Below are 19,947 nucleotides of genomic sequence, written 5' to 3'. Positions count from 1 at the left end.
TTTAGGCAGAATGGATGATGGCTCCCGACCGAATTGGCCTTGCGGGCAAGACACGAGGTCGCCTGTACTTCGCCTTGGCGTTACTGGTGTTCCTCTCGACGTTCTTCGGAATGCCGCTCGAAGCAACGGTTGCGATCATCATTGCCTTGGTGATCTGGCAGTTCATCTTCGATCCTGTCGATGTGAGAGGCGAACGAAGATTCCTTGGTTGGAAGGCAAAGGAAACCAAACCATTCGTCGGGAGCATCTTCGGTAGGAAGATCGACGACGAATAGATTCTAGCCCTCGACCCGTTCGGCGAGGTCGAGCCAGCGTTCCTCGGCGGCTTCCTTCTCGGCGCGGGCGGTGCCGATGCCCTTGCTCACGCGCTCGAATCTGGCCGGATCGCTCGAAAAGAGGTCGGGATCGGATAGGATTTCCTCGCCGCGCGCGATCGCCTTTTCCAGCTCGGCGATGCGATCGGGCAGCAGCTCGTAATCGCGCTGGTCCTTGTAGCTGAGCTTGCCCGGCGGGGGAGGCGGCGGCGGTGGCGGCGGTGGTGCGGACTTCTTCTTCGACCGCGCGGTGTTGTCGGTTCGAACCTTCCGCTTCTTCTCCCAGTCGGCATAGCCGCCCGCGACCACGTCGACATCACCGCTTCCGTCGAGGCCGAGCGTGAGCGTGACGGTGCGGTCGAGGAAATCGCGATCGTGGCTGACGATCAGCACGGTGCCCTCGTAATCGGCGATCACTTCCTGCAGCAGGTCGAGCGTTTCGAGATCGAGGTCGTTGGTCGGCTCGTCGAGCACCAGCAGGTTGGAGATGCGGGCGAATTCGCGCGCCAGCAACAGCCGCGACTGTTCGCCGCCCGACAACGTACCGACCTTGGCATCGACGAGGCCGGGATCGAACAGGAATTCCTTCAAGTAGCCCTGCACGTGTTTGCGGTTGCCGCGCACGTCGATCCAGTCGCCGCCCTCGGCGAGCACCTGCCTTACCGTCTTGTCGGGCGAGAGAAGGGCGCGCTGCTGGTCGATCATCACGCCGTTCAGCGTCTTCGACAGCGTGACCGTGCCCTCGTCGGGCTCCATCTCGCCGGTCAGCAGCTTCAGGAGTGTCGTCTTGCCCGCACCGTTGGCGCCAACGATGCCGATCCGGTCGCCGCGCTGCACGCGCAGGTCGAAATTGCGAATGATCGTGCGCTGTTCGCCATCGGGCGTCTCGAAGCGCTTGGCGACTCCCTCGGCCACGATCACCGCCTTGGTCTTGCTGTCGTCGGCCTCGATCGCGAGCTTGGCGGTGCCCTTGGGCGCGAGCATGGCGGCGCGCTGGGCGCGCATCTGCCACAGTTTCTCGAGCCGCCCCTGGTTGCGCTTGCGTCGCGCGGTGACGCCGCGCTCGAGCCAATGCGCCTCGATCTTCAGCTTGGCGTCGAGCTTGTCCGCCGCGCGCGCTTCCTCGGCATAGACCTGCTCGATCCAGGCATCGTAGCCGCCGAAGCCGATTTCCTTGCGCCGCAGCGAGCCGCGATCGAGCCACAACGTGGCGCGGGTCAAGCGCTCGAGGAAGGTGCGGTCGTGGCTGATGACGAGAAACGCGCCCTTGTAGCGCTGGAGCCAGCTTTCGAGCCAGTCGATCGCGCCGAGATCGAGGTGGTTGGTCGGCTCGTCGAGCAGGAGGAGGTCGGGATCCTGTGCCAGCGCGCGGGCGATCGCCGCGCGGCGCTTCTCGCCACCCGAAGCCGTCTTTGCATCGCGGCTCATGTCGATGCCGAGCTGTCCGGCGATCGCCTCGACCTCGAATTGCTGCGGCGCGTCGTCGCCGTGCAGCGCAAAGTCCATCAACGTGTCGTGCGGGCCGAAGTCGGGCTCCTGCTCCAGCATGACGACGCGAGTGTGCGGCTGGATCGTGCGCTTGCCGTGATCGGCCTCGATCTGGTCGGCGACCAGCTTCATCAGCGTGGTCTTGCCCGCGCCGTTGCGGCCGATCAGCGCGAGCCGATCGCGCGGCCCGACATGGAGGTCGATATCGCGGAACAGCCAGCTGCCGCCCTGCTGGAGCGACAGTCCTTCCCAGGACAAGATCGGTGGTTCGGCCATAGGCCGCGCCGCTTAGGCGAGGCGCGGGGAGGGAGCAAGCGCGCTCAGTCGGTCGCCACCGCTCGCTCCGCCTTCTGCTCCTCGACCATCCGCGCCACGTCCTCGAGCAGGGCGGGCGCATCGAACACCACGCCGTCCTTGATCGTCCAGCGCACGCCGCCGATGGTCTCGATTTCGTTGGTTTCGCGGTTCAGGCGGTCGTGGCCGGTGCCGTAGAGCACTTTCAGGTTCGCCAGCGGGTTCTCGGGCACGATCACGAGGTCGGCCAGCTTGCCCACCGCGATCCGGCCCATAGGCGGCTCCTCGCCGCGCGCGTCGTAGATCTCGCGCGCGCCGTTCAATGTCGCGGCCTTGATCACTTCGAGCGGAGTGAGCCCTGCCTCGCGCAGCATTTCGAGCTCGCCGATATAGGCGAAGCCCCAGGTCTGGTAGATATAGCCCGGGTCCGAGCCCGCGGTGACGCGACCGCCGCGATCGTGGAAATCCTTGGTCAGTTCCATCCACTTGACGAAGAAGTGCCGCCAGGCGACCTCCTGCTCGGTGCCCCAATCGTGATAGTAGCTGCCGTGATTGGTCAGGCTCGGCCGGTAGAAATCCATCAGCGAAGGCAGCGTGTAGCGCGCGTGCCAGTCGAGGTTGCGCGCACGCATCACGTCGCGGCTGGCGACGTAGATGTTGAAGGTCGGGCTCAGCGTCACGCCGCTCTCGACGAGGAAATCGACATAGTCGTCCCATTCCTCGCTGCCGGACTCGACCGCGCTGTAGCCGCGCAAGGCGACCTCGCCGAAGCGCGACTGCTCGTCGCGGTAATTATAATCGGCGGGGTAGGGGGCAAGCTGGCCTGAACGCGGGATGCTTTCGAAATGGCCGTAGAAATGGGTGATCCCGTCCATGCCCAGTTCGACCGCGCGTTCGGCGGTGACTTCGCCGAGGCCGCGCTGGCCGAGATGCGCGACCGAGCCGATGCCCTGCTTCTCGGCCTCGTCGAGCGCGGCTTCGAGCACAAGCGGGGTCTCGTTGTTGAAGAACTTGATGCCCCAATATCCACGCTGCTTGATCCAGCGGACCCATTCGCGTGCCTTTTCGGGGGTGTCGGGCGTGCCACGATCCCATTTCGATCCGAACACGGCATGGGGATAGAGCCGCGGCGCGGTGATCGTGTTCGCCGCGCTGCGGCGGGTCATGTCGAGATCGGTCAGGTCGCCGGCAAAGGACACTCCGCGCACGCTGGTTACGCCGTGCGCGAGCCACAGCTTGAAGCCGTAGGAAGGCTGCGGCGCCTTGTCCGGATCGCCATTGTGGCCGTGGACGTCGACGAAGCCGGGGAGGACGTACATGCCTTTCGCCTCGATCACCCGCGCGCCTGCATAGGCCTCGTCGGCGCGGTCGCTGCCGGTGACCGCGGTGATGCGGTTGCCCTCGATCTCGATATCGACCGGGCCTTCGGGCGGCGCACCCGAACCTTCGATCATCGTCGCGCCTTTGACGATCAGTTTCTCGAACGGTCCTTCGCCTTCGCCCGCAGGACGGTCGGGAATCGGTTGCATCTGGGCGAGGGCGGCTCCGCTCCATGCGAGCGCGGCGAAGGTCAGGAGCAGGCGGTGGATCGTGCGAAAGGTCGTCATGCCCGCCTGCCTAACCAAGCGTCGAGCCGATGGAAAGCGGAACGCGCGCATTCACTCGCGCGTAATTCGGCCTCGTGCAGGATCGCTGCAATATCAAGGAGACACGCCCATGTTGCGCTTTGCCATTCCGCTTCTCGCCGCCACCGCCTTCACCGCCACGGTTGCGGCGCCGGCGCAGGCCGGCGAAATCCAGATCCAGGTATCCAACCCGGTGGTCGAGCTCTCGGTCAACGAGATCGTCCGCTCTGCTCCCGACGTGGCGCAGATCGGCGCCGGCGTGCAGACGCAGGCACCGACCGCGCGCGAAGCCCTGGAGCAGAACTCGACCGCGATGGAGCGGATCGTCGCGCGGCTGCGCGCGCTCGGGATCGAGCGCAAGGATATCCAGACCGCCAATTTCAACCTCAACCCGCAATACCGTTACGACCGCGAGAACGAACAACAGGTCTTCACCGGCTACATGGTCAACAACAACGTCCAGGTGATGCTGCGCGATCTCGACCGTGCGGGCGAGGTGCTCGACGCGCTGGTGAGTGCGGGCGCGAACAACATCTACGGGCCGAATTTCATGCTCGAGGACGATGTGGAGGCCAAGGCGACCGCGCGCCGCCGGGCGTTCGAGCGCGGCCTGCGTCAGGCTGAGGAATTCGCGCGGATGGCTGGCTATTCCGGCGTGCGCCTGCTCGAAGTGTCCGAAAGCTTCCAGGGCTACGGCCCGGGACCGCAGCCGCAGATGGCGGTGCGCACCGCCGAAGCTTCGGCCGATGCCAAGGTCCCGGTCGAACCGGGCGAAGTCGCGACCGGGGTAACGCTGGGGCTCAAATACGAGATGACTCGCTAGCGCGACTGTACCTGAACGGGACGGTGGCAGAGGTATTCACTGGTCATTCAAGCCTCGCCCGATAGGACGCTTGCATCATGTTTCGCATTCTCGGTCTTTCCCTCGCGCTGACGCTCGCGCTGCCTTCGGCGGCGCAGGCGCAGTCGCGCGACGAGCAGGTCGAGGCGCGCAAGGAAATGCGAGCCGGCCGCCAGCTCACGCTCGATGAAATCCATCGCCGCGTGGTCCCCCAGTTCGAGCGCAAGGGGATGGAATACATCACCTTCGAATGGGACAATTCGGCCAAGGTATACCGCCTGAAATTCTTCGACGACCGGCAGGTGGTGTGGGTCGATGTCGACGCCCGCACGGGGCGCGTGCTGCGCATCCGCAGGTAGTTTGCGGCTGAGGACGCCGATGTCGCTCGCATTGACCATTGATCCGCAAACCTCCATCTGCGCCTCTGAACACAAGCCCAACCGGGGAATTGCAAGACCCATGCGGATCCTGATCGTCGAGGACGAGCCCACGCTCGGCCAGCAGTTGAAATCCACGCTCGAAGGCAATGGCTATGCCGTCGACCTGTCGACCGATGGCGAGGACGGCCATTTCCTCGGCAGCACCGAGGATTACGATGCCGTGATCCTCGATCTCGGCCTGCCCGAGATCGACGGGCTCACCGTGCTCGGCATGTGGCGCAAGGAAGGGCGCAAGTTCCCGGTCCTCGTGCTCACCGCGCGGGACAGCTGGTCGGACAAGGTCGCCGGCCTCGATGCCGGGGCCGACGATTACCTCGCCAAGCCGTTCCAGACCGAAGAACTCATCGCCCGCCTGCGCGCGCTCATCCGCCGCGCCTCGGGCAATACCTCGCCCGAACTGGTGGCCGGCGACGTGCGGCTCGACACCCGCTCGGGACGCGTCACGCTCGACGGCGAACCGGTCAAGCTGACCGCGCAGGAATACAAGCTGCTCGCCTACCTGATGCACCACAAGGGCAAGGTGGTCAGCCGCACCGAGCTGATCGAGCATATCTACGATCAGGATTTCGACCGCGATTCGAACACGATCGAGGTCTTCGTAACCCGCATCCGCAAGAAGCTGGGTGCGGACGTCATCACGACCATCCGTGGCCTCGGATACAGCCTCGACGATCCCGCCGACGCGCCCCGGGCCTCGTGATCCGAGCGATCCTGCCGCGGCGGTAACGCCGAGGGGCGAGGAGGCGCGGATCGAGGCCGAGGCGGCGGCGTCGGGGGCACCCGATCGCGACAAGCCCGTCGAACACACCGGCTCGCTCGGCCGGCGGATGATGCTGATCGCGGCGGGGTGGATCACGATCCTGCTGCTGGTCGGCGGTCTCGCGCTCGACCGCACCATCACCAATCTGCTCGAGCGCAATCTCGACGAACGATTGAACTACATCCTCACCTCGATGGTCGGCTCGGCCGAAATCGATGCCGAGGGCGACGTCTGGTTCAACCGCGTGCTCGGCGACCAGCGATTCCTCGAACCCAATAGCGGGCTCTACTGGCAGATCGACGGGACCGACAAGGAACCCTGGCCCTCGCGCTCGCTGTGGGACCGCACGCTGACCCTGCGCAGCGATCATACCCAGGCCGAGCCGGTCTATTACAACAGCGACCAGTTCGAGGGCGAGAGGCTCCGCATCGTCGAGCGGTCGACCACGCTGCCCGGCAGCGCCAGCGACTGGACCTTCGCGGTCGCCGCCGACCGCGCCGAGCTCGAGGCCGAGATCGCCGAGATCCGCTCGATCCTGTTCTGGTCGTTCATCATCCTTGGTTTCGGGCTGGTCCTGCTCGCCTGGCTGCAGGTCTATTACGGCCTGTCCCCACTGCGGCGCGTGCGGCGTGCGATCCAGCGCATGCGCGGGGGCGACGAGCACCGCGTCACCGAGCCGCTCCCACTCGAAGTCCAGCCGATGGTGACCGAATTGAACGGGTTGCTCGCGCATTCGGAAAAGCAGGCCGAGGAAGCGCGCATGCATGCGGGCAATCTCGCGCATGCGCTCAAGACCCCGCTGACCGTGCTGGTCAACGCGGCGACCGCGCGCGATCCCGACCTCTCCAAGCTGGTCCACCGAGAGACCCGCGTGATGCAACGCCAGGTCGAGCACCACCTCGCCCGCGCCCGCGCGGTCGGGCGGCGCGCCACCGGCTTGTCGCGCGCCGCGGTCTGGCCGAGTGCCGAAAGCGTGTTGCGCGCGGTGACCCGGCTCTACGAGGACACCCGCTTCGACCTTGACGGCAACAAGCAGGCGCTGGTCGCGATCGAGCGGCAGGATCTAGACGAAATCCTCGGCAATCTGATCGAGAATGCCGCCAAGTATGGCGGCGGTTCGGTTTTCGTTACGGTCGACGCGCAGCCCGACGATCCCGATTTCTGCGACATCTGGATCGAGGATGACGGGCTCGGTATCCCCGAAAAGGACCGCATCCGGATCTTCGATCGCGGCGCGAGGCTAGACACCGGCAAGCCCGGCACCGGCCTCGGCCTCGCGATCGTGCGCGACGTGGCGGAGATCTACGGCGGCGGCGCCGAGCTGCTCGAGAGCGAGGACCTCGGCGGCTTGCACGTGGTCCTTCGCCTGCCCCGCTCGAAGAATGCGCGCGACGACTGATCTGGTCGCTTTTTTCCGCGCCGGGGACGGAATAAGGCGGCGCATGCGCGAGATTTTCCTCCTGCTGGCCGCTGTCGCCGCGTTATGCGTCGCACCTGCCCACGCTCAGTCCTACGAACTCGACGAAACCGAGCCACGCATCGAACGTTCGCTCGCGGCGATGCGCGAAGGCCAGGCGGCAGGCGAGGCGGGGGATGAGGAACTCGCCGAGCGCCGCTTCCGGGAGGCGCTGGCGCTGCGGACCGCCGCGCTCGGTCCGCTCCACTGGGCGACCGGCAATGCCAGCCTGCAACTGGCGCTGGTGCTCGATCGCAGCGAGCGCACGGAAGAGGGGTTCGCCGCTTTCGAGGCCGCGATCGCGGCCTATCGCGCCTCACGGCCCGAATTGCTGGCGACGTCGCTCGACGATTATGCCCACGCGCTGGAATCCGCCAGCCGTTACGAGGAGGCGGAACGCCTGCGCCGCGAATCGCTCCAGGCACTGGCCTTCTCCGATTTCACCGAAGCGGAGCGCGAGGAGCTGGCCGTCGAATGGTCTCTTCGGCTCGGCACGATCCTGCGCTGGCAGGGACGCCATGCGGAGGCGATCCCGTTGCTGGAGGCCTATCTCGCGCGCGTCGATACGGGCAGCGAGGAGGATGGATATCGCTTGGCAGTGACGCTGTTCGACCTCGCCTATGCGCTGGCCGGGACGGGCGAGGCCGAGCGGGCGACGGCGCTTTATGGACGGATCATCGACACCTATCGCGCACCGGGCGATCTCGGCGACGGACTGCTGGTCGCCAGCCTGCTCAACCAGACCAACCTGCACGACAATGCCGGTCGCTTCGAAGCGGCGATCGTCACCATGCAGCAGCGCGTCGATTATCGCCTGCAGCTGGGCGACGATCCGGCCGAGATTGCGATGGACATGATGCGCGTGGCCGACCTCAATAGCCGGATCGGGCGGGCGGACCGGGCGGAGGCGTTGCTGCGCCAGGCGCTGGCGCAATACGAGGCAGTCGCACCCCCGCTGCGCCTCCAGCGTCTCGGCGAACTGGTGAAATGGGCCTACGATGCGGGCCTGCCCGCGCTGGCCGAGGATATCGCGCGGGCGCGGCTCGAACTGGCCGATCGAAGCGGCGACCTGGCGCAGCGCGCCGACGCGCTGACCGCGCTCGCCAACGTGTTCCTCGACTTGGGCCGTCCCGACGAGGCCGCGCCGTTGATCGCCCGGGCCGATGCGATCCTGACTGGTTCGGAAGCGGACCTCGCTCTCCAGCGCGGCGTGGTCCAATATGTCCGCGGGCGCAGCCTGACGCTCGCCGATCCCCCGCAGGCCGAGATCGCGTTGTTGGCCGCAATCAGGGAATTCTCCGGGCTGGAAGGGTGGCTGAAGGCGAATGAAGCGGTGTCGCAAGGGCTGCTCGGCCGCATCTACCTGCTCCAGCAGCGCCATGCCGAGGCGTTGGCGCGGTTCGAAAATTGCGCCGCCCTGTTCCGGCAACATGCCCCCGGCTATCGCGGCGATATCGTGATGTGCGAGACCGGCGGGGCGGAAGCGCTGGCGGGGACTGGCGAAGTCGATGCGGCGATCGCGCGCTTCCTGCCGATGCTGCCGCTGATGCGGCGCGAGCTCAGCGATCGTAGCCCGGTGATGATCGACCGGTTGGGCGCGCTGGGTGAAATCTACGGCCTGCGCGCATCTTCGGCGCGCACGGCGCGGCACTGGTTTCGCGATGCGGGTCGCCGGATCGCGACCCTGACCGAGCGCCAGGCCACCGATCTCGAGGCCAGTCGCCTTGCCCGGCGGTTCAGCCGGATTTACCGCAATCTCGTGGCCACCGACTGGCAATTGGCGCAGCAAGCCTCGAACACCGCGGCGAACGACTGATCGCAGGGAGACTTCAGTTCATCGTTCATTCAACCCCCGTTCTTTATGAACGAAGGCACCGTCGAACAGGCAGGGGAATTATCGTGAGAACATCCATCATCAAGCCCGCAATAGTCGCCATGGCCGCTGCCACGCTCGGCGGATGCAGCACGCTGGGTCTCTATGGCGTGTATGGCGACCCGTATGACCCGTATTTCGACAACGGCTATTACGACCCGTATTACGACGACTACTATTACGGCTGGTACGACAGCTATTATTACCCGGGTACCGGCTATTACGTCTACGACAGCTGGGGCAAGCGCCATCGCTGGTCCGACCGCCATCGCCGCCACTGGGAACGCCGCCGTGCCTACTACCGTGAACGCAGCGTCGCGCGCGACATCCGCGAGAACTGGGCAGGCTACACCCGCGGCGACGACGGTCGCTATCGCGACCAGCGCCGCGATCGCCGGGCCGAGCGCCGCGGGGAACGGCGCAGCGAACGCAGGGCCGAGCGCCGCGAGGAGCGCCGGGAAGAGCGTCGCGCCGATCAGCGCGGTGCCGAACAGGGCAGTGTCCAGCGCCGGGTCACGCCGCGCGTGCAGCAGGAGGTCGATCGCCGCGAAGCGCGCGGTATCGAACGCGGCGTACGCGGCCGCGACCGCGTCAGCGAAAGCCGTCCGGCGCCCGTCGATCGGCAGGTCCAGCAGCGCCGCCAGCGGCAGGCGGTAACGCCGCCGGTGCCCCAGCGTCGCGCCGCGCCCGCACCGGCGCCGCAGCCCAGTGCGCAGGCGCCCGCCCGTCCGCAGGCCCAGGCACCCACCCGCCGCGCGGCGACGCCGGCACCGGCGCCCGCGCCCCGCACCGAACGCCGCCAGGCACCCAGCCGCAATAACGGGGCTCCGCGCAAGGAACCCGATTGATCTCGTAGCAAGCGCCGTTGCGCGCAATATTCTTGCAAAGCCGCCGGGCTGTGTGCACGGCGGCTTTGTCATGTCTGCAGACGTTATTCCCCTTCCGCGCAGGGAAAATCCCTCGCTCGATCCGCTCCTCTCGCTGACCGCGAGCGGCATGAATTCGGTCAATCACATCATCCTCGACCGGATGCAGAGCGACATTCCGCTGATCCCCACGCTCGCCGGCCACCTGATCTCCGGCGGCGGCAAGCGCATGCGCCCGATGCTCACGCTCGCGAGTGCGGCGCTGCTCGAATATGAAGGCGACCGGCACCACAAGCTCGCCGCCAGCGTCGAGTTCATCCACACCGCCACGCTGTTGCACGACGACGTGGTGGACGGGTCGGACCTGCGCCGCGGCAAGAAGACCGCCAACCTCGTCTTCGGCAATCCGGCGAGCGTGCTGGTCGGCGATTTCCTCTTCAGCCGCAGCTTCGAACTGATGGTCGAGGACGGCAGCCTGAAGGTGCTCAAGATCCTCTCGAATGCCAGCGCGGTGATCGCCGCGGGCGAGGTCGACCAGCTCACCGCGCAGCGCCAGATCGAAACCAGCGAGGAACGCTATCTCAACATCATCGGCGCGAAGACCGCCGCGCTGTTCGCCGCCGCCTGCCGCATCTCCGCCGTCGTCGCCGAGCGCGGCGAGGCCGAGGAACAGGCGCTCGACGCCTATGGCCGCAATCTCGGTATCGCGTTCCAGCTGGTCGACGATGCGATCGATTACGATTCGAGTGCCGACGAGATGGGCAAGGGCCGCGGCGACGATTTCCGCGAAGGCAAGATGACGCTCCCGGTGATCCTCGCCTATGCCCGCGGCGACGAGGCCGAGCGCGCGTTCTGGAAGGACGCGATCGCCGGGCGGCGTTCGACGGACGAGGATCTCGCCGAAGCGGTGCGGCTGATTGCCAAGCACGATTGCGTCGAGGCGACCCGCGAACGGGCGCGCCATTTCGTCCAACGCGCGATCGACGCGATCGGCTGCTTCCGCCAGAACGCAGCGCGCGACGCGATGGAGGAAGCCGCGCTGTTCGCGGTCTCGCGCCGGTTCTAGTCCTTCGAGACTCGCTCCCTTGCGCGGCGCTTCCACAGATACCAGCAACCGCCCCCGGCGAGCGCACAGGCGCCGAGGATCACCACCCCGACCAGCATTCCGCTGATCAGGATCCCGGTGGTCAGCCCCACCACGATCTCGAGCAATTCGCGCATGCAGCGACCCTAGGGACATGCACGGGGTTTGTGAATCCCTGCGAGGACTATGTAAGAACCCGCTGGAAATGAGCGCAGACCTCCCCATCCACGACGTCCTGCCCGATCTGCTCGCGCATTTGCGCGCGCGGTCGTCGGCGGTGCTCGTCGCGCCACCTGGGGCGGGCAAGACCACCAGTGTCGCCCCCGCGCTGCTCGATGAGGACTGGTGCGAGGGCACGGTGATTCTCTTGAGCCCGCGGCGGGTGGCCGCGCGCGCAGCGGCCGAGCGGATGGCCGAATTGCGCGGCGAGAAACCGGGCGAAACGATCGGCTATCTCACCCGGCTCGACACGAGGCGCTCGGCGAACACCCGCGTGCTGGTGATGACCGAGGCGATCTTCGTCGCCACGATCCGCGATGATCCCGAGCTTGCGGGCGTTTCCGCGGTGCTGTTCGATGAGGCGCACGAACGCCATCTCGACAGCGATTTCGGCCTGGCGCTCGCGCTCGAGAGCCAGGGCGCGCTGCGCGAGGACCTGCGGATCGTCGTGATGTCGGCGACGATCGACGGGGCCCGCTTCGCGGCGCTGATGGGCGATGCCCCGGTGGTCGAGAGCGAGGGCCGCGCGCATCCGCTGCGGATCGAATGGCTCGGCGCGAAGCCCGAGCTGCGGATCGAGGACGCGATGGCCGATGCGGTGGCGACCGCGTGGAAGGCCGAGGAGGGCGACCTGCTCGCCTTCCTGCCAGGATTCGGCGAGATCGAACGCACCCGCGAACGGCTCGAAAGGCGCCTTCCGGACGTGCCGGTGCTGCCGTTGCACGGACAGGTCGATCCGGCGGGGCAGCGCGGGGCGATCCGGCGCGATCCCGACGGCCGGCGCAGGATCGTGCTGGCGAGCGCGATCGCCGAAAGCTCGGTCACGCTCGACGGGGTTTCGGTCGTGGTCGATGCAGGGCTCTCGCGCCGTGCTGAGTTCGATCCGGCCGCGGGCACCACGCGGCTGGTGACCGTGCAGGCAAGCCGCGCCAGCGCCGATCAGCGCGCGGGCCGTGCCGCGCGGCAGGGCCCCGGCGTTGCCTATCGCCTGTGGAATGCTGCCGCGCACGCCGGTCGCCCGGCCTACGATCCGCCCGAGGTCGAGACCGCCGATCTCGCCCCGCTCGCACTGGGTCTGGCCGAATGGGGCGCGAGCGCCGACCAGCTCGCCTGGCTCGATCCGCCGTCGGTAGCGGCGATGGCGAGCGCGCGCGAACGGCTCATGGCGCTCGATGCGCTCGAAGCGGAGGGCGGCATAACACCGCGCGGCAGGTCGCTCGCCCAGCTTCCGATGGGCCCGCAGCACGGCGCGATGCTGCTGTTCGGGGCGGAACACGGCGTGGGCGAGGACGCGGCGAAGCTGGTCGCCCTGCTGCAGGATCGCACGCTCGGCGGACGGGGCGAGGATTTGGAGCAGCGCCTGTCGCGCTGGAACGGACAGCGCGGCGGCAAGGCCGATGCGCATCGGCGGCTGGCGCAGGGCTGGGCGAAGCGCGTCGGGAAACTCGCCAAACCGGCCCAGGCATCGTCTCCCCCGCTCGGGATTATCCTCGCAGCCGGGTTGCCGCAGAACATCGCGCGGCGGCGCGATCAATCGGGCGAATACTGGATCAGCGCAGGCGGGCGCGGCTACCGGCTCGATCCCGCCAGCCCGCTCGCGCGCTCCGATTGGCTCGCGATCGGCGATGCGCAGGGGAGGGCCAAGGAAGCGCGGATCATGGCGGCGGCCACGCTGACGCTCGAAGCGCTCGAACAATGGCTTCCCGAGCGATTCGATCGCCGTTCGACGCTAGCCTGGCAGGAAGGCAAGGTCCGCGCGAAGCTCGAACGCCGGCTCGGCGCGATCACGCTGGCGAGCGAACCCGATCCGAATCCCGACGCAGAGGCGGTCGCCGCCTTCCTGCTCGAAAAGGCGCGCGAGACGATCGCCGAGCTCCTGCCGCCGACCCTGCTGGCCCGCGCCCGCTATGCCGGGATCGAGGCGCTGTCGCCCGAGGCACTGGCCGAAAGCGGCGACCAGTGGCTCGCGCCGCTACTCGAAAATCGTCGCGACCTCGCCATCGCGCCCGGGCGTCTCGCCGACGCCGCGCTCGGCCTCGTCGATTGGGACGACCGCCAGCGGCTCGATTCGGTCGCGCCGCGCCAATTCACCAGCCCGGCGGGGACCACCCATGCGATCGACTATGCCGATCCGGCGGGACCGAGTGCAGAGGTGCGGGTGCAGGCGCTATTCGGGCTCGATTCGCACCCGGTGATCGGGCGTGGGGAGGCGGCGGTGCCGCTGCTTATCAAGCTCACCAGCCCGGCCGGGCGCCCGCTGCAATCGACCGCCGACCTGCCGGCCTTCTGGCGCGGGAGCTGGAGCGACGTGCGCAAGGACATGAAGGGCCGCTATCCCAAGCACCGCTGGCCCGAGGAACCGTGGGCCGAACAGCCGAGTTTGAAGACCAAGAACGCCTTTGCAAAATCGGGTGGCTGAATTAGGGGAGCCGCATGGCCGCGAGAATCTACCAACGTCCCAAGAGCGCGATGCAATCGGGCAAGGCGCAGACCGATCAGTGGGTGCTCGAATTCGGGCCCGCCGAGGCGCGCCGTGCCGATCCGCTGATGGGCTGGACCGGCAGCGGCGACACGCAGGTGCAGGTCGTGCTCAAATTCCCCACCTGTGAAGCGGCGCAGGAATACGCCGCCAAGCACGGGATCGCTGCGCGCGTCCACCAGACGCCCAAAAAGACGCTCAAGATCCAGGCCTACGCCGACAATTTTCGCTAAGCGCAACGCTTGAAAGTTACGCCGACCCTCGCCATATGGGCGCTGGGAGTCGGGTGGACGTTTGCGTTCGCTCACCGGGTCAGGTCCGGAAGGAAGCAGCCCAGGTGAATTGCGACGGGTCGCTCGGCTCCTTTTGATTTTTTCACGACATCGACGATTCTCTGCTTCGACAAGCCTCGCGCCAGTCGCTAGCGTTGGCGCGTGACCGATTCCGATCCGAACGAACCCGCGCTCCCCACCGAAGAGGAGCCGAAGCCGACCGCTGCCGAGCTCGAGGCGGCGGGGCAAAACTCGATGTTCGGCGGGCCCGAACCGGCGCCGCCGGTGGCGCAGGAGCCGCCTGCCGCGCCGACCGCGACCGAAACCAAGTCCGAAACGTCGCCCGCCAAGGCGCCACCTGCCACCGCGCAGCCCTACCGCGTGCTCGCGCGCAAATACCGGCCCCAGACCTTTTCCGAGCTGATCGGGCAGGACGCGATGGTCCAGACGCTGGGCAATGCGATCGCGCGCGACCGGCTGGCACACGCCTTTTTGATGACCGGGGTGCGCGGGGTCGGGAAGACCTCGACCGCGCGACTGATCGCCAAGGCGCTCAACTGTGTCGGCCCCGATGGCGAGGGCGGGCCGACGATCGATCCGTGCGGCGTGTGCGAGCCCTGCGTGGCGATTTCCGAAGGCCGCCATATCGACGTGATCGAGATGGACGCCGCCTCGCATACCGGCGTCGACGACGTGCGCGAGATCATCGAGGCGGTGCGCTATGCTGCGGTTTCGGCGCGCTACAAGATCTACATCATCGACGAAGTCCACATGCTTTCACGCAATGCTTTCAATGCGTTGCTGAAAACTCTCGAGGAACCGCCGGGGCACGTCAAATTCCTCTTCGCGACCACCGAGGTCGACAAGGTGCCGATCACGGTGCTGTCGCGCTGCCAGCGTTTCGACCTGCGGCGGATCCCGACCGGATTGCTCAAGAAGCATTTCGCCAGGGTCTGTGAGGCTGAGCAGGTCGGGGCCGAGGACGAGGCGCTCGCCATGGTCGCCGCCGCCGCCGAGGGTTCGGTGCGCGACGGGCTCTCGATCCTCGACCAGGCGATCGCGCATGCCGATCTCGCGGGCGAAGGCACGATCGCCGCGGCGCAGGTGCGTGAGATGCTCGGCTTGGCCGATCGCGGCGCGGCGCGGACTTTGTTCGACGCGCTGCTCGAGGCCGATGCCGAGAAGCTGCTCGACGAGATGGACCGCCAGTTCGCGCTGGGCGTCGAACCCCTCGCGATGCTCCGCGCAGTGATGAATTTCGCCCACCGCGCGACCGTCGCGCAGGTCGGCGGGCGGGTACCCGATGCCGCGAGCGAGGAGGAGCGCGTGGCGATTTCGGGCTATGCCGAAAACGTGCCGACCGGCCAGCTCCATCGCCTGTGGCAATTGCTGCTCAAGGGCTACGAGGAAGTGCGCGCCGCGCCCGATCCGCTCGCCAGTGCGCAGATGGCGCTGCTGCGCGTGCTGCACGCCGCCGAACTGCCCGATCCGGGCGAACTGGCCAAGATGATCGCAGAAGGCGGCGCGAATATCGGCGGCGGGTCTCCGCAGTCGGCGCCCACGGGCTCTTCCGATAAGCCTGCCGCGACCGCTGCTGCGCCCGCGGCACCCGACTGGGAGCGGCTGGTGGAGCAGGTCGAAGCCTCGGGCGAATTGCTGGCGGCGCAGAACATGCGCGGCTGGGTGCGGGTGATCTCGCTGGAAGACGGCAAGCTCGTCTATGCGCTCGCGCCAGGGTTTTCGGGCGATCTCGGCCCCGAATTGCGGGACTCGCTGCTCACCGTCACCGGCAAGCGCTGGCAGGTAGAGATCGGAGAGGGCGAGGGTGCCCCGAGCCTCAAGGAACGCGCCGATGCCGCGCAGGAGGCGGATCGTCGAGAAACGCTTGAACAGCCGCTGGTAAAGGCCACCTTGGCGGCATTCCCCGATGCCGAGATCGTCGACGACGGTCCCGGCAGCGAAACCACATTCAGCAAGAGAGCCTGATACCATGCAGTCGATGGAAGAAATGATGAAGGCGGCGCAGGAAGCGGCGCAGAAGATCCAGCAGCAGATGAGCGACGCGCAGGCCAAGCTCGAGGAGATCGAAGTCGAAGGCGTCGCCGGCGGCGGCATGGTCACGGTCAAGTGCACCGCCAAGGGCCGCGTGATCGGCGTGACGATCGACGAGAGCCTGATGAAGCCGGAAGAAAAGCAGATGGTCGAGGACCTCGTCGCGGCCGCCTTCAACGACGCCCGGCAGAAGGCCGATGCCGCCAGCGCCGCCGAGATGGAGCGCATCCAGGGCGGAATGGGCCTGCCCCCGGGGTTCAAGATGCCGGGGATGTAGCAGCTCAGGCCCCGTTCATCGGGTTATTGCAACGGTTTACGCCAGGGTCGCGACGGATATCCGGAGAAGGAGATTCCCGATGCCCATCAAGACCGTCCTGATCGTCCTGTCATCCACCCTGCTTGCGGCCCCGGCTGGAGCGGTCGGCGACGAACTCGAACCGCTGGTCGAACCGGCGGTCAAGGCGCAATGGCTGAACAATGCCGAGGTCGAACGAATCTTCGTGCGCGAAACCAAGGGTTTCTCGCGGTTCGAGGCCCGCCCGGCAATGAAGATCGGATTGATGGTCGAGCCCGATGGCACGGTGACCGAATGCCTGCCGCTGGCGCTCGAGGAGGGTGGTCCGGCCTATGGCGCGGAACTCTGCCCGACGATCGTCGCGCACGCGCGGTTCGAGCCGGCGCGCGATGTCGATGGCAACGCCATCCGCAGCGTCTACATCGCCTATTTCAAGGAATTCCGCCCCGGCTCGGCCGCCGAAAACAGGGATTTCGGCTAGTCGCTTTCCTACCGGCGCGCGCTCGTGCAGATTGGCTGCATAACGCGCGTCGATTGCCGTTGCGGATTCCTTCGCCTGGACAGTGTAACACCCGGTCCATGCCCCGCCTTCGGCGCGGGTCCACAGCTAGGCGCGCACTCGGCATTGCGGGCGGGCGGCGGGCTTCCCATATCTCCGGTGAAACGGTGCGCTAACCAGAGCGCGCCTAGATATACTGGACGGCTAGCATGAAACTCTTCCCTCTCCTCCCCCTGCGCGACATCGTCGTCCTGCCCGGCATGGTGGTGCCGCTGTTCGTGGGCCGCGACAAGTCGGTCGCCGCGCTCGAGGCGGCGATGGAGAACGACAAGGAGATCTACCTCCTCGCGCAGCTCGATCCGGCCTGCGACGATCCCGACGAAGACGATCTCTACACCGTCGGCGTGATCGCCGAGGTGGTGCAGATGCTCAAGCTGCCCGACGGCACCGTGCGCGTGCTGGTCGAGGGACGCGAGCGCGCGAGGCTCGAATCGCTCCGGCTCGATGGCGACAGGATCGTCGCCTCGGTCGAGGAACTCGAGACCGTGTCGGCCGGCGGCACCGAAGTCGCCGCGATGATGCGGCAGGTGATCGAGCAGTTCGGCGAATACGCCAAGCTCGACAAGAAGCTGACCGACGATGCCGGGCAGGACCTGGCCGAGATCGACGATGCCTCGCTGCTCGCCGATGCGGTCGGCGCGAACCTCAACACCAAGGTCTCGGACAAGCAGGCGCTGCTGAGCGAGACCGACCCGATGAAGCGGCTCGAGATGGTGTTCTCCTTCATGGAGGCCGAACTCGGCGTGCTGCAGGTCGAGAAGAAGATCCGCGGCCGCGTGAAGCGGCAGATGGAGAAGACCCAGCGCGAATATTACCTCAACGAGCAGTTGAAGGCGATCCAGAACGAGCTCGGCGGCGAGGGCGAGGACGGCGACGAACTGGCCGAGCTGCAGGAAAAGATCGACTCGCTCGAGCTGACCAAGGAAGCCAGGGACAAGGCGCAATCCGAGCTCAAGAAGCTCAAGAGCATGCAGCCGATGAGCGCCGAGGCGACCGTCATCCGCAACTATCTCGACGTGCTGCTGGGACTGCCCTGGGGCGAGAAGTCGGAGCTCAAGCAGGATATCGGCGAGGCGCAGGAAGTGCTCGACGCCGATCACTACGGGCTGGCCAAGGTCAAGGACCGGATCATCGAATATCTCGCGGTGCAGGCGCGCACCAACAAGCTCAAGGGCCCGATCCTTTGCCTCGTCGGCCCGCCCGGGGTCGGCAAGACCTCGCTCGGCAAGTCGATCGCCAAGGCGACGGGGCGCGAATTCGTGCGCCAGTCATTGGGCGGCGTGCGCGACGAGGCCGAGATCCGCGGCCACCGCCGCACCTATATCGGCTCGCTGCCGGGCAAGATCGTCACCAACCTCAAGAAGGCCGGGACCTCGAACCCGCTCTTCCTGCTCGACGAGATCGACAAGCTGGGCCAGGATTTCCGCGGCGATCCCGCCTCGGCGCTGCTCGAAGTGCTCGATCCCGAGCAGAACGCCAAGTTCCAGGACCATTACCTCGAACTCGATATCGACCTGTCGGACGTGATGTTCGTGACCACCGCGAACAGCCTCAACCTGCCGCAGCCGCTGCTCGACCGGATGGAGATCATCCGGCTCGAGGGCTATACCGAGGACGAGAAGGTCGAGATCGCGCAGCGCCACCTGCTGCCCAAGCAGATCGAGGACCATGGGCTGACCGAAGGCGAGTTCGAACTCACCGAAGAGGGCCTGCGCGCGCTGATCCGCCACTACACCCGCGAGGCGGGCGTGCGTACGCTCGAACGCGAGATCGCGCGACTGGCGCGCAAGAGCCTGCGCAAGATCCTCGAAAAGGAAACCGACAGCGTCACGATCACCGCGGACAATCTCGGCGACTTCGCCGGGGTGCGCAAATTCCGCTACGGGCGCAGCGAGGACGAGGCGCAGGTCGGTGCCGTTACCGGGCTCGCCTGGACCGAGGTCGGCGGTGAATTGCTGACGATCGAAAGCGTCACGACGCCGGGCAAGGGCGACATCAAGACCACGGGCAAGCTCGGCGAGGTGATGAACGAGAGCGTCGCCGCGGCGTTCAGCTTCGTGAAGGCGCGTGCGCCGGCCTACGGCATCAAGCCCTCGATCTTCCAGCGCAAGAACATCCACATCCACCTGCCCGAAGGCGCGGTGCCCAAGGACGGGCCGAGCGCGGGCATCGGGATGGTCACGTCGATCGTCTCGACGCTCACCGGAATTCCGGTGCGTCCCGAAGTGGCGATGACCGGCGAGGTCACGCTGCGCGGCCGCGTGCTGCCGATCGGCGGGCTCAAGGAAAAGCTGCTCGCGGCACTGCGCGGCGGGATCGAGACCGTGCTGATCCCCGAGGAGAACGAGAAGGATCTCGCCGAGATTCCCGACCGCATCAAGGACGGGCTCGAGATCGTGCCGGTAAAGCATGTCGACGAAGTCCTGGCCCGCGCGTTGACCGATTCGCTCGAGGCGATCGAGTGGACCGAGGCCGACGATCTCGCGAGCCAGCCGCTCCATCCCGCGGGCGCTGTGACGCCCCCTCCGACCGCCCATTGAGACCCCAGCGCAACGCTTTATCGCACTATTCGCTGTATTTCGGCGGTTTTCGGGCGAATTGACCTTTGACAGCGCTTCGAAAAAAGTCTCAATTCGCGGCTTCGCCCCACGGTGATTCCACCGGGGTACGTATTCAAACCAACTTCTAGGGGGAGCTTCATGAACAAGAATGACCTGATCAGCACCGTCGCCGACAATTCCGGCCTGTCTCGCAGCGATGCGGGGAAAGCCGTCGAGGGCGTGTTCGATGCGATCCAGGATTCGCTCGGCAAGGGCGAGGAAGTTCGCCTCGTCGGTTTCGGGACCTTCTCGGTCGCGCATCGCAAGGCTTCGACCGGGCGCAACCCGCGCACCGGCGAAACGATGCAGATCAAGGCGTCCAACCAGCCGAAGTTCAAGGCCGGCAAGGGCCTCAAGGACGCCGTCAACTAAGACGCGTTCCAGCGAACTGAGAGGCCCCGCCGGAGCGATCCGGCGGGGCCTTTTTCAT

General features: G+C 66.7%; 18 protein-coding genes and 1 other RNA gene. 16 read left to right on the top strand and 3 right to left on the bottom strand.

The window, feature by feature from the left end; genetic code table 11:
* Positions 1-14: 14 nt before the first annotated feature.
* Complete coding sequence (locus T8S45_RS06145) at positions 15-275, top strand: hypothetical protein (RefSeq protein ID WP_322295044.1); 261 nt, start codon at positions 15-17, stop codon at positions 273-275.
* A gap of 3 nt (positions 276-278) precedes the next feature.
* Here the strand turns inward: T8S45_RS06145 and T8S45_RS06140 are convergent, their stop codons facing one another.
* Positions 279-2,078, bottom strand: a complete 1,800-nt coding sequence (locus T8S45_RS06140) for an ABC-F family ATP-binding cassette domain-containing protein (RefSeq protein WP_322295043.1) — start codon at positions 2,076-2,078, stop codon at positions 279-281.
* Between the two features lie 44 nt (positions 2,079-2,122).
* Positions 2,123-3,703 (bottom strand): amidohydrolase family protein, encoded by a 1,581-nt coding sequence (locus T8S45_RS06135; RefSeq protein WP_322295042.1) that lies wholly within the window; start codon positions 3,701-3,703, stop codon positions 2,123-2,125.
* 109 nt (positions 3,704-3,812) lie between these two features.
* Between T8S45_RS06135 and T8S45_RS06130 the strand changes: the two genes are divergently transcribed.
* The 7 genes from T8S45_RS06130 to T8S45_RS06100 all read left to right on the top strand — a co-directional run bounded on the left by T8S45_RS06130 (position 3,813) and on the right by T8S45_RS06100 (position 11,023).
* A complete protein-coding gene (locus T8S45_RS06130; RefSeq protein WP_322295041.1) occupies positions 3,813-4,544 on the top strand; it encodes an SIMPL domain-containing protein in 732 nt (243 codons plus the stop codon).
* 77 nt (positions 4,545-4,621) lie between these two features.
* A complete protein-coding gene (locus tag T8S45_RS06125; RefSeq protein ID WP_188642080.1) occupies positions 4,622-4,921 on the top strand; it encodes a PepSY domain-containing protein in 300 nt (99 codons plus the stop codon).
* A gap of 100 nt (positions 4,922-5,021) precedes the next feature.
* On the top strand, positions 5,022-5,702 hold the full coding sequence (locus tag T8S45_RS06120) for a response regulator transcription factor (RefSeq protein ID WP_188642079.1): 681 nt from the start codon (positions 5,022-5,024) through the stop codon (positions 5,700-5,702).
* On the top strand, positions 5,650-7,161 hold the full coding sequence (locus tag T8S45_RS06115) for a sensor histidine kinase (protein ID WP_407654931.1): 1,512 nt from the start codon (positions 5,650-5,652) through the stop codon (positions 7,159-7,161). The genes T8S45_RS06120 and T8S45_RS06115 overlap by 53 nt, the downstream gene beginning before the upstream one ends.
* A gap of 43 nt (positions 7,162-7,204) precedes the next feature.
* On the top strand, positions 7,205-9,034 hold the full coding sequence (locus T8S45_RS06110) for a tetratricopeptide repeat protein (RefSeq protein ID WP_322295040.1): 1,830 nt from the start codon (positions 7,205-7,207) through the stop codon (positions 9,032-9,034).
* Positions 9,035-9,117: 83 nt separating this feature from the next.
* Positions 9,118-9,939, top strand: a complete 822-nt coding sequence (locus tag T8S45_RS06105; protein ID WP_322295039.1) for a hypothetical protein — start codon at positions 9,118-9,120, stop codon at positions 9,937-9,939.
* A gap of 70 nt (positions 9,940-10,009) precedes the next feature.
* Positions 10,010-11,023 carry a polyprenyl synthetase family protein gene (locus T8S45_RS06100; RefSeq protein WP_188642076.1) on the top strand — a complete coding sequence of 338 codons (1,014 nt, stop codon included), beginning with the start codon at positions 10,010-10,012 and terminating at the stop codon, positions 11,021-11,023.
* Here the strand turns inward: T8S45_RS06100 and T8S45_RS06095 are convergent.
* Positions 11,020-11,178 carry a hypothetical protein gene (locus T8S45_RS06095; protein WP_188642075.1) on the bottom strand — a complete coding sequence of 53 codons (159 nt, stop codon included), beginning with the start codon at positions 11,176-11,178 and terminating at the stop codon, positions 11,020-11,022. The two genes, T8S45_RS06100 and T8S45_RS06095, sit on opposite strands and share 4 nt — an antisense overlap.
* A gap of 68 nt (positions 11,179-11,246) precedes the next feature.
* Here T8S45_RS06095 and hrpB point away from each other — a divergent pair, with 68 nt between their 5' ends.
* The 8 genes from hrpB (at position 11,247) to T8S45_RS06055 (ending at position 19,889) form a co-directional block, all read left to right on the top strand.
* Entirely contained in the window at positions 11,247-13,679 is a 2,433-nt protein-coding gene (hrpB, locus tag T8S45_RS06090; protein ID WP_322295038.1) for an ATP-dependent helicase HrpB, read from the top strand.
* Between the two features lie 14 nt (positions 13,680-13,693).
* A complete protein-coding gene (locus T8S45_RS06085; protein ID WP_188642073.1) occupies positions 13,694-13,972 on the top strand; it encodes an ETC complex I subunit in 279 nt (92 codons plus the stop codon).
* A gap of 42 nt (positions 13,973-14,014) precedes the next feature.
* Positions 14,015-14,109: signal recognition particle sRNA small type (gene ffs, locus T8S45_RS06080), an RNA gene on the top strand.
* A 64-nt stretch (positions 14,110-14,173) separates the two neighbouring features.
* The gene (locus T8S45_RS06075; RefSeq protein ID WP_322295037.1) at positions 14,174-15,997 is read left to right on the top strand and encodes a DNA polymerase III subunit gamma/tau; all 1,824 of its coding nucleotides are present in this window, start codon (positions 14,174-14,176) and stop codon (positions 15,995-15,997) included.
* A gap of 4 nt (positions 15,998-16,001) precedes the next feature.
* Positions 16,002-16,340 (top strand): YbaB/EbfC family nucleoid-associated protein, encoded by a 339-nt coding sequence (locus T8S45_RS06070; RefSeq protein WP_322295036.1) that lies wholly within the window; start codon positions 16,002-16,004, stop codon positions 16,338-16,340.
* A gap of 79 nt (positions 16,341-16,419) precedes the next feature.
* Positions 16,420-16,839 carry a hypothetical protein gene (locus tag T8S45_RS06065; RefSeq protein ID WP_322295035.1) on the top strand — a complete coding sequence of 140 codons (420 nt, stop codon included), beginning with the start codon at positions 16,420-16,422 and terminating at the stop codon, positions 16,837-16,839.
* Positions 16,840-17,066: 227 nt separating this feature from the next.
* On the top strand, positions 17,067-19,457 hold the full coding sequence (gene lon / locus T8S45_RS06060) for an endopeptidase La (RefSeq protein ID WP_322295034.1): 2,391 nt from the start codon (positions 17,067-17,069) through the stop codon (positions 19,455-19,457).
* A 159-nt stretch (positions 19,458-19,616) separates the two neighbouring features.
* On the top strand, positions 19,617-19,889 hold the full coding sequence (locus T8S45_RS06055) for an HU family DNA-binding protein (RefSeq protein ID WP_188642069.1): 273 nt from the start codon (positions 19,617-19,619) through the stop codon (positions 19,887-19,889).
* Positions 19,890-19,947 lie beyond the last annotated feature (58 nt).

The organism is Pseudoblastomonas marina, from assembly GCF_034374265.1.
Taxonomy (GTDB): domain Bacteria; phylum Pseudomonadota; class Alphaproteobacteria; order Sphingomonadales; family Sphingomonadaceae; genus Alteriqipengyuania_A; species Alteriqipengyuania_A marina.
This window is presented reverse-complemented; position numbering and strand designations above follow the sequence as displayed.